General features: G+C 68.4%; 8 protein-coding genes and 2 pseudogenes. 9 read left to right on the forward strand and 1 reads right to left on the reverse strand.

Annotated features, from left to right (window positions below):
* The first annotated feature begins 490 nt into the window (after nt 1–490).
* The 7 genes and pseudogenes from ACN6LB_RS29980 (at nt 491) to ACN6LB_RS30010 (ending at nt 5777) form a co-directional block, all read left to right on the forward strand.
* A complete protein-coding gene (locus ACN6LB_RS29980) occupies nt 491–961 on the forward strand; it encodes a hemerythrin domain-containing protein (RefSeq protein ID WP_445028598.1) in 471 nt (156 codons plus the stop codon).
* Nucleotides 962–1223: 262 nt separating this feature from the next.
* Nucleotides 1224–1358: pseudogene (locus tag ACN6LB_RS29985) on the forward strand (catalase); the annotation flags it as partial.
* Between the two features lie 200 nt (nt 1359–1558).
* Nucleotides 1559–2065: a SigE family RNA polymerase sigma factor gene (locus ACN6LB_RS29990; RefSeq protein ID WP_445028599.1), complete on the forward strand. Its 507-nt coding sequence runs from the start codon at nt 1559–1561 to the stop codon at nt 2063–2065.
* A 10-nt stretch (nt 2066–2075) separates the two neighbouring features.
* Nucleotides 2076–2447 (forward strand): hypothetical protein, encoded by a 372-nt coding sequence (locus ACN6LB_RS29995; RefSeq protein WP_356147983.1) that lies wholly within the window; start codon nt 2076–2078, stop codon nt 2445–2447.
* A gap of 90 nt (nt 2448–2537) precedes the next feature.
* Nucleotides 2538–4259, forward strand: a complete 1722-nt coding sequence (locus ACN6LB_RS30000; protein WP_445028600.1) for a dolichyl-phosphate-mannose--protein mannosyltransferase — start codon at nt 2538–2540, stop codon at nt 4257–4259.
* Between the two features lie 436 nt (nt 4260–4695).
* Nucleotides 4696–5499 (forward strand): alpha/beta fold hydrolase, encoded by an 804-nt coding sequence (locus tag ACN6LB_RS30005; RefSeq protein ID WP_445028601.1) that lies wholly within the window; start codon nt 4696–4698, stop codon nt 5497–5499.
* A gap of 77 nt (nt 5500–5576) precedes the next feature.
* Nucleotides 5577–5777 carry a hypothetical protein gene (locus tag ACN6LB_RS30010; RefSeq protein ID WP_445028602.1) on the forward strand — a complete coding sequence of 67 codons (201 nt, stop codon included), beginning with the start codon at nt 5577–5579 and terminating at the stop codon, nt 5775–5777.
* Nucleotides 5778–6006: 229 nt separating this feature from the next.
* Here the strand turns inward: ACN6LB_RS30010 and ACN6LB_RS30015 are convergent.
* Nucleotides 6007–6361, reverse strand: a pseudogene (locus ACN6LB_RS30015) (aldehyde dehydrogenase family protein); the annotation flags it as partial.
* A gap of 334 nt (nt 6362–6695) precedes the next feature.
* Here ACN6LB_RS30015 and ACN6LB_RS30020 point away from each other — a divergent pair.
* Nucleotides 6696–7763: an alpha/beta fold hydrolase gene (locus ACN6LB_RS30020; RefSeq protein ID WP_445028603.1), complete on the forward strand. Its 1068-nt coding sequence runs from the start codon at nt 6696–6698 to the stop codon at nt 7761–7763.
* A gap of 60 nt (nt 7764–7823) precedes the next feature.
* The gene (locus tag ACN6LB_RS30025) at nt 7824–8126 is read left to right on the forward strand and encodes a creatininase family protein (protein WP_445028604.1); all 303 of its coding nucleotides are present in this window, start codon (nt 7824–7826) and stop codon (nt 8124–8126) included.
* Nucleotides 8127–8250: the final 124 nt, after the last annotated feature.

The raw sequence follows: 8250 nt of genomic DNA on the forward strand, positions 1-8250 counted from the left end.
CAAGACCGCTTGGGGCAGGCACTGTTCGAGGTCACCTCCCTGCTCAAGCAGGGATACGCCGACACACACGGCCGCGCGGGCCTCGAAGCGGACGGTGGCCGGACTGACCGTCTGGCCGGACTGACAGCAGCCGCCGCCTGCATAGTCACTACGGGCGCAACGCGGAAGACGTCCTGGCCTTCGCCGGAACCGCGGCCGCCCTGATCTGCTGTCGCCCGCTGGATCGTCCGTCGGGTGATCGCTGCGCTGGTGAACTGAAGCGGCCGAGTGTCTCCGGGCCGGCCGTCGAAACGTCACGGCAGGTGGCTTGCGCAGCAGCAGGAGTGGTGCGGCTCGCGCAGCATGACGTGCCGGACGGAAGCGGTGTCGACAGGGCAACAGGCGCGGTAGTGTGCGGGAAGCGTCGCGTGCCGGTGGCAGACCGTGTCAGGCATGGAGGCGCCGGATCGAAGGACGCCGACGATGCAGTTGTCGCACCCTTCGCTCTCGCGTGACTGAGCGCGAGACGACCAGGCTCGTCGCCTGGAGCCAAGAACTCCGTCGGGTGCACCACCGACTGCGGGAAGCCCTGTCCGTGACCCGCGCCTCCCTCGCCGACGGCACCCCCGGTGAGGCGGCCACCCGTGAGCTGCTGCTGCACTGCCACGGCTTCTGCACGGCTCTCGACGGCCACCACCAGGGCGAAGACCGCACCCTGTTCCCGGCCGTCGCCGCTGCGCATCCGGAGCTTCGCCCCGTGCTGCGCTCGCTCGAGCAGGATCACTCGATGATCGCCCACCTGCTAGGAAGTCTCCGCGCCGCGGTCGACCGGGCCGTACCGCCCGAGGAGCTCGACCAACACCTCGAAGGCATCGGCGCAATCATGGAGAACCACTTCCGCTATGAGGAGCGGCACCTGCTCACCGTCCTCGAAACCCTTGAGCTCCCAGCCGTACCCCGAGATGTGCTGGGCCCCCTGTGACCCCGGTCCGGGCCGTGGACTCTGCCGCCACCTCGGTTGCAGTGAGCGTTGGTGCCAGACCGTCGGGCGGCAGAGGCAGGCTCACACGTGTGCGCCTGGATCATACCTTGACGTATATATGTTCCAACATACTATGTGTGCCGTTACGAGCGGCAGAGCTGCTTGGACGGGCACGCGACCGGCCAGGGCCGCGCCGTGCCTTGACGCAGGCAAGCAGCCACTCACCGAGGAGCGAGCTACACCCGAGAACAACCAGAAGCCGTTGACGACTACTGCCGGCGCACCGGTTCCTGACAACCAGAACTCGCTGACCTCCGGTCCGCGCGGCCCGATGCTCCTGCAGGACATGTGGTTCCTGGAGAAACTCGCCCACTTCGACCGCGAAGTGAATCCGAAGCCGCAGCCGCAGCCGCCGGAATGGGGTATGTGACGCACGCCACATGGTGAAGGTGCATAGCGGGGCAGGGGTCAGTGTCTTTGTTGTAGGTGTGGGGGCGCGTCCGCGGTCCTGCGGCGGCGTACGGGGTCGATGACACGGTGCCGTTCATCGTGCGGTGGAGGCCGGCGTGCTCGGCAGGGAGGCAAGGGGCAACGCAGATGGGGCAGTTGCGGACCGATGAGTTCGACCGGTTCGTGGCTGCCCGATGGTCGGCGTTGCTTCATCTGGCGAGGCTGCTCACGGGTGGAGACCGGCACCGGGCGGAGGATCTGCTTCAAGAGGCGCTGGTCAAGCTGTGGTTTGCGTGGCCGAAGGTGGCCGAGCAGGCGCCCGAGGCCTATGTGCGCAGGGTCATGGCCCGTGCCGCGGCACGCTCGGCGCGGCGCCGCTGGTGGGGCGAGCACCCGGTGGACGAGTTGCCCGACCCGCCGGGGGTGGGAGATGAGACCGCCGCCGTGGACGAACGGACCCGATTGGAGGCCATGTTGGCGTTGTTGCCGGCGCGGCAGCGGGCTGCGGTGGTGCTGCGTTACTACCAGGACCTGCCCGAGCAGCACGTCGCGGAGGTGCTGGGGTGTCCGGTGGGTACCGCCCGTTCGCTCACGGCGCGCGGCGTCGCACGGCTGCGGCGGCTTCTGGCCGAGGCAGTCAAGCCGGTCGAGTGAAGGAGGAGCCATGGATCAGTTCGAGCAGGAATTGGCACGCATGATGCGTGACAACGAGACGACGGAGACGCCCTACGAGGAACGGCACCAAGTCCGCCTGCGAGCCGGCGTCCGTGCCCGGCAGCGGGTCCGGACGATCTGGATGGCCACCGGATCCGTGCTGACCATTGCCGGACTCGGAGTCGGCCTGCTCCTGGCGAGCCTGTTCGCCCAGGGCGGGCCGACCAGTCCTCAGCCCCGCCCCGTCACCTCTGCCGAGTCGGTCACGGAAACCTCGACGACTCGCCCCGCCTCCACTGCCAAGGGTGCGCCGATGCCGACACGGACCTCGACCACCACCCGGGTAGCCGGTTGGCCAGGTTCAAGCGCTTCCGGTCAGTGAGGGCTGACTGAGCCGGCGTGACCATCACCGCCCATCGGTCAGCCGATCCCCGCTTGTCCTGCTCTCCACGAACTGAAGGCTCACCACGTCATGCATGAGAACGCGCCGGCGGTGGCCGACGAGCCGCAGCAGGCGGCGAAGCCCCGGGCGGTCTCCTGGGAGCAACGGCTGCGCCGCTTCGGGTACGTCAATCGTCCGCGTACGTCCGTACGGGACCGGCTGGTGGCGCCGTTTCCCCAACCCGACGCGCGGCTGTGGCGCGTGCTCGGGCTTTCCCCGGCGGCAGCGAACCGGCTGGCGCGCTGGTCAGGATGGGGCGGGCCGCTGCTGGTGGCGTTCCTCGCCGGGCTGCCGCGTTTCTGGCGTCTGGGCAGCCCGCGGGCGGTCGTGTTCGATGAGACGTACTACGCCAAGGACGCCTGGGCCTTGCTGCGGCTCGGCTACGAGAGCACCTGGCCGGACCGCAAGATCGCCGACCCGCAGATCCTGGCCGACCCTCAGGTGATCCCGCTCTCCGACGGCGGAGCCTTCGTCGCACACCCACCGACGGGCAAGTGGGTGATAGCCCTCGGCGAGTGGATGTTCGGCCTCAACCCTTTCGGCTGGCGCTTCATGACAGCGGTCCTCGGCACGCTGTCGGTGCTGATGCTGTGCCGCATCGGACGCCGCCTGTTCCGTTCCACCCTGCTGGGCTGCCTGGCCGGAGCACTGATGGCGGTGGACGGTCTGCACTACGTGATGAGCCGCACCGCTCTGCTCGACCTCGTCGTCATGTTCTTCGTGCTGGCGGCGTTCGGATGCCTGCTCATCGACCGGGACCGGGCGCGGGCCGGGCTCGCTGCCGCCCTGCCGATCGAGGAGGACGGCCGCATACGCCCGGACGCACATACCGGCGACCGGGTCGGGACAGGCGTGCGGCCCTGGCGGCTCGCCGCCGGCTTCTTCCTGGGGGTGGCGACCTCCACCAAATGGAACGGCCTGTACTTCCTCGCCTTCTTCGTGATCCTGACCCTGCTGTGGGACGTCGGCGCCCGCCGCGTCGCCGGGGCGCACCACCCGTATCGGGCCATGCTCCGCAAGGACTTCGGCTGGTCGGTGGTGTCCCTGGTTCCGGTCGCGGTCCTGACGTATCTGGCGACATGGACCGGCTGGTTCCTGTCCGACAAAGGCTACGGACGTCACTGGGCAGAGGGCCGCGGCGGCACCTGGTCGTGGATCCCGGCCCCGCTGCGCAGTCTGTGGCACTACGAGTACGGGGTCTACCAGTTCAACGTGGGGCTGCACATCTCCCACAAGTACGAGTCGAATCCCTGGAGTTGGCTTGTCCTGGGCCGCCCTGTGCTGTTCCACTACGAGTCGCCGAAACCCGGGAGCGACGGCTGCCACACGACCACCGACTGCTCACAGGCGATCCTGGCCCTGGGCACACCGCTCCTGTGGTGGTCGGCCTGCTGCGCCCTCGTGTATCTGCTCTACCGCTGGGCACTGCGCCGCGACTGGCGCGCCGGCGCCGTCCTCTGTGCGGTGGGTGGCGGGTATCTGCCCTGGTTCCTGTACCAGGACCGTACGATCTTCTCGTTCTACGCGGTCGTCTTCGTGCCGTATTTGTGCCTGGCCGTGACGATGACGGTGGGAGCCCTGCTGGGCCCTCCGGGAGCAACTCCCAAGCGCCGTACACGAGGTGCGGTGGCCGCAGGCGTGCTTGTGCTTCTCATCGCCTGGAACTTCATCTACTTCTTCCCGATCTACTCCGGGCAGACGATCCCCTATGCCGACTGGCACACCAGGATGTGGCTCGACACCTGGATCTGAGCCGACCGCTGGTATATGCGGGGGCCGCGGAGATCAGGTTTGCGGCCGACTGTGCAACGGCGGTGCAGATCAGTTCGCCTCGCCGGCGGGAATCGCACCGACGCGGACTCGTCACCCCGGCGCTGCCGGTGCCCGACGCCGGACAAGGCGGAGATCGGCCTGCTCGGCGATAAGGCCGCGGCCCAGACCCAGAGACTGCCCTGGAGCATCCGGATGCGTGGCGAGCCGGACGGCGGAGATCGTCGGCCCCGCCGCCGCGCACGCGCTCACCACGCTCACGCGGCAGCCCTTCCTACTGCTCCCGCTCGAAGGCGCCGTCCGGTGCCGCGGTTCGCCGCGAGCACGTCCGTACGTCCACTGCGCGGCGCCGAGTACGACACCTTCGCCGCCGTCCTCGGCGCCGCGTTCGGCGCCCCGCCCGCGGTCGACCGTCGCGATGGCCACCAAGGTCATCGACCAGCTCGACGATCCGAGTGCCCATGACGGAGACCCGGCCGAGGCGTTCGACGTCATCGTCCCCTCGACGCCCGGCTTCGGCTGGTCAACGCCCCTGCCCGACAACCCGGACATGAACTTCTGGAAGGCCGCCGACCTGTTCCACAAGCTGATGACGGAAGTCCTCGGCCATGAGAAATACGCGGCCGCCGGCTCCGACCTCGGCTCCATGGTGACCACTCAACTCGGCCACAAGTACTACGAGTCCCTGAGATGTTCAACGGCGACCATGCCTGCGACCTCACCGGCGGATCCTCTCTGTCCACAAGCGCTTCGTCGCCCACGTCGCCGTGCACGTCCTCGACTCAAGCACCCTCGGCCACGCGCTGAGCGACTCCCCGGCAGGCATGCGGGCCTGGATCCTCGAACGCTGGACGAACTGGAGCAACAACGACGGCAACGTCGAGAACGTCTTCAGCAAGGACGACATCCTCACCAACGCGAAGATCTACTGGGCCACCAACTCGATCGGCACGTCCATGCGGATGTACGCCAACTCCAACCGCTACCCGTGGACCCCGTCCCACGACCTCACCGCGCCCGTTCAGGCAGCCACCGGCATCACCCTGGTCGGCTACGAGAACCCGCCCGGCGTGACCACCGAGAAGCGTCACGTCGTACCGAGGGCCGGCCACAACCTCCCCCAAGAGCGTCCCGATACCTTCACCGCCGCGATCCTCGAAGTCGACGCCATGAGGTGATCGGCCCACCCACGCCCCGCATTCGTCACCGCCTTGACAGGTGACGTAAGCGAGAGCATGCTGATAGCTGTCCAAGCAACAACCAGGACACCATCCACGATCGACGAAGTGGAGCACGGTCATGAGCAAGGGGCTCACCACAGAAGCCGCCGAGGCGGCGGTACGACACGCGCGATTCGGCAGCCTCCCCGAGCGCATACGCCTCGAGGACATGACCACAGAGGTCGAGGCCGCGCCCGCCGGAGGGGTGAACGCATCGTCGTACGACCCTGAGGGCTCATGGAAGTTCTACTCCTGCCTCGCCCTTGACCTGGGCCTGTAGACAGCCGGCACACAAGACACCACGCCTGTCCCGCCCCAGCACGGCCGATCGGGCGGGACAGGAACATCGGCTTCGTACGGTCCCGGACTTCGACAGCTCCGCCATCCGCGGCGGGGCTTTCGTGTCGACCGGCGCCGGCGGCAGGAGGTCGGGCGACCTGCCGCCTCGGCGTTCGCTCTGCGCTGCTGTGCTGTGCGGCGCGAGGGCATTGGGGGCGCCTTGGCCCGCGTCAGACGGTGATGGTCTTGTACTCGGTGTAGGTGCCGAGGCCCACCGCGCCGTACTCGCGGCCGATGCCGCTGACCTTGAAGCCGCCGAACGGGCCGTCGAAGGCAACAGAGGCACTGTTGACGGTAACGGTGCCGGTGCGGATGCGGCGGGCGACTGCCAGCGCGTGAGCCTCGCCGGAGGACCAGACGCCGCCGGAGAGTCCGTACTCGGAGTCGTTGGCGATGCGGACGGCGTCATCCTCGTCGTCGTAGGCGATGACCACCAGGACCGGGCCGAAGATCTCCTCCTGCGCGATCCGCATGGAGTTTGTCGACGTCAGCGAAGACAGAGAAAGGTCCACCCTTGACCACCCTCACCACCCTCACCACCCTCACCACCCGAGCAGAGTCGACACATATCGACTCACACCCTCAGGCCACACCCGCACCACGTCCGACCGTCATGTGACTGATGCGTCCCACTGCGTTGCGGGCGAGAGTGTGTGCTGCCGGCCCCACTCAAGGAGCAGAAGTCCCTCGGACCCACCACCCCTTCTCGCCAAATCATCATCCGTCACCGCTTTGACAGGTGACGAACGGTGTGCGAGGGTCCTTTCATCAAGAGCCGCGGTGATCTCGTACCGCTGAGATGAGCAGGTATTTCCCGGGCTCGGGCCAGTCACCGGAATCGCACGACGGAGGGCTTCACATGATCAACAGGCGTACCTTCAGCAAGGCCGCCGGCCTGGGCACGGGAGCGGCAGCGGTCTCACTGTCCGGCCTGCGGACCAACGCATCCGCCGCGACCGCCGAGGAGACGGCGGGCGGCGCTTCCGCTCCCACGGTGCCCAGCATCACCCCAGGCACCCACACCGAATTCGGCACACTCAAGCACGTCAAGGCTGGTGTCCTGGACATCGGTTACGCCGAGGCCGGCCCGGCCCGCGGACCCGTCGTCGTTCTCCTGCACGGCTGGCCGTACGACATTCACAGCTTCGTCGACGTCGCTCCGCTCCTCGCCGACCTCGGCTACCGCGTCCTCGTTCCGTACCTGCGCGGCCACGGCAGCACCCGTTTCCTGTCCCGCCACACCCCGCGCAACGCCGAGCAGTCCGCCATCGCCCTGGACGTCATCGCGTTCATGGACGCCCTGAAGATCGAGAAGGCCGTCCTCGCCGGCTTCGACTGGGGCTCGCGCACCGCCGACATCATCGCCGCCCTGTGGCCCGAGCGCGTCAAGGCCCTCCTGTCCACCAGCGGCTACGTCATCACCGACCGCAAGATGCAGCTGGATCCCGCCGCCCCGGCCGTCGAGCACAACTGGTGGTACCAGTGGTACTTCGCCACCGACCGCGGCAAGAAGACCATGGAGAACGAGGAGAAGCGCATCGCACTGTGCCGCTACGTGTGGACCCTCGTCTCCCCCAACTGGGACTTCGACGACGCCACCTTCGCGCGCACCGCCGAGGCCTTCAAGAATCCCGACTACGCCGCCATCGTCCTCTACAACTACCGCTGGCGCATCGGTCTGATCGAGGGCGACCGACGCTACGACCGCTATGAGAAGAAGCTGGCCGCCCAGCCCCCCATCGGCGTCCCCACCGTCACTCTCGACCCCGCCCTCGACCCCTTCACCGCACCGGGCGACGGTTCCACCTACCGCACCCACTTCACCGGGCCCTACCTGCACCGCACGATCGCGGACATCGGCCACAACCTGCCGCAGGAGGCGCCCACCGTCTTCGCCCAGGCCGTGGTCGACGCCGACCACCTCTAGGATCCGCACCCGCCCCGGCGCCCTGCACACCGCATCGGTCACGTCCGGGAGGAGTTCCTGATGAGCGAAGTCCAGTGGAACCGTCTGACCGTCGCCGAACTGTGCGCCCTCGCGGCGCGCGACGCGGTGGTGCTGCTGCCCATCTGGGCCACCGAGCAGCACGGCCCTCATCCGCCCACCGGTGTCGACGACTTCCTGCCGCTCCGTGATCCGGGCGGGATTCTCACGCATCCTGATCGTCAACGGGCACGGCGGGAACATGACCGGGTGGCGAGTGCGCAGAAGGGTGAGCGGATGCTCTCCGGCTGTGCGGTGGTGCCGGCGCTGGCGGACATCATCCTGCGGGACCCGTGGGCCAAGTAGGTCATCCGTTCAGTGCCGATGTGACTTCCGGCGGGGGGGGGGGGGGGGGGGGGGGGGGGGGGGGGGGGGGGGGGGGGGGGGGGGGGGGGGGGGGGGGGGGGGGGGGGGGGGGGGGGGGGGGGGG

Source organism: Streptomyces sp. SAS_270 (assembly GCF_052543295.1).

Bases quoted from the DNA above. Each gene is read 5' to 3' on its own strand.
- ACN6LB_RS30025 (WP_445028604.1), top strand. From the start codon at position 7,824: ATGAGCGAAGTCCAGTGGAACCGTCTGACCGTCGCCGAACTGTGCGCC.
- ACN6LB_RS29990 (WP_445028599.1), top strand. From the start codon at position 1,559: ATGGGGCAGTTGCGGACCGATGAGTTCGACCGGTTCGTGGCTGCCCGA.
- ACN6LB_RS30000 (WP_445028600.1), top strand. From the start codon at position 2,538: ATGCATGAGAACGCGCCGGCGGTGGCCGACGAGCCGCAGCAGGCGGCG.
- ACN6LB_RS30005 (WP_445028601.1), top strand. From the start codon at position 4,696: ATGGCCACCAAGGTCATCGACCAGCTCGACGATCCGAGTGCCCATGAC.
- ACN6LB_RS30020 (WP_445028603.1), top strand. From the start codon at position 6,696: ATGATCAACAGGCGTACCTTCAGCAAGGCCGCCGGCCTGGGCACGGGA.
- ACN6LB_RS30010 (WP_445028602.1), top strand. From the start codon at position 5,577: ATGAGCAAGGGGCTCACCACAGAAGCCGCCGAGGCGGCGGTACGACAC.
- ACN6LB_RS29995 (WP_356147983.1), top strand. From the start codon at position 2,076: ATGGATCAGTTCGAGCAGGAATTGGCACGCATGATGCGTGACAACGAG.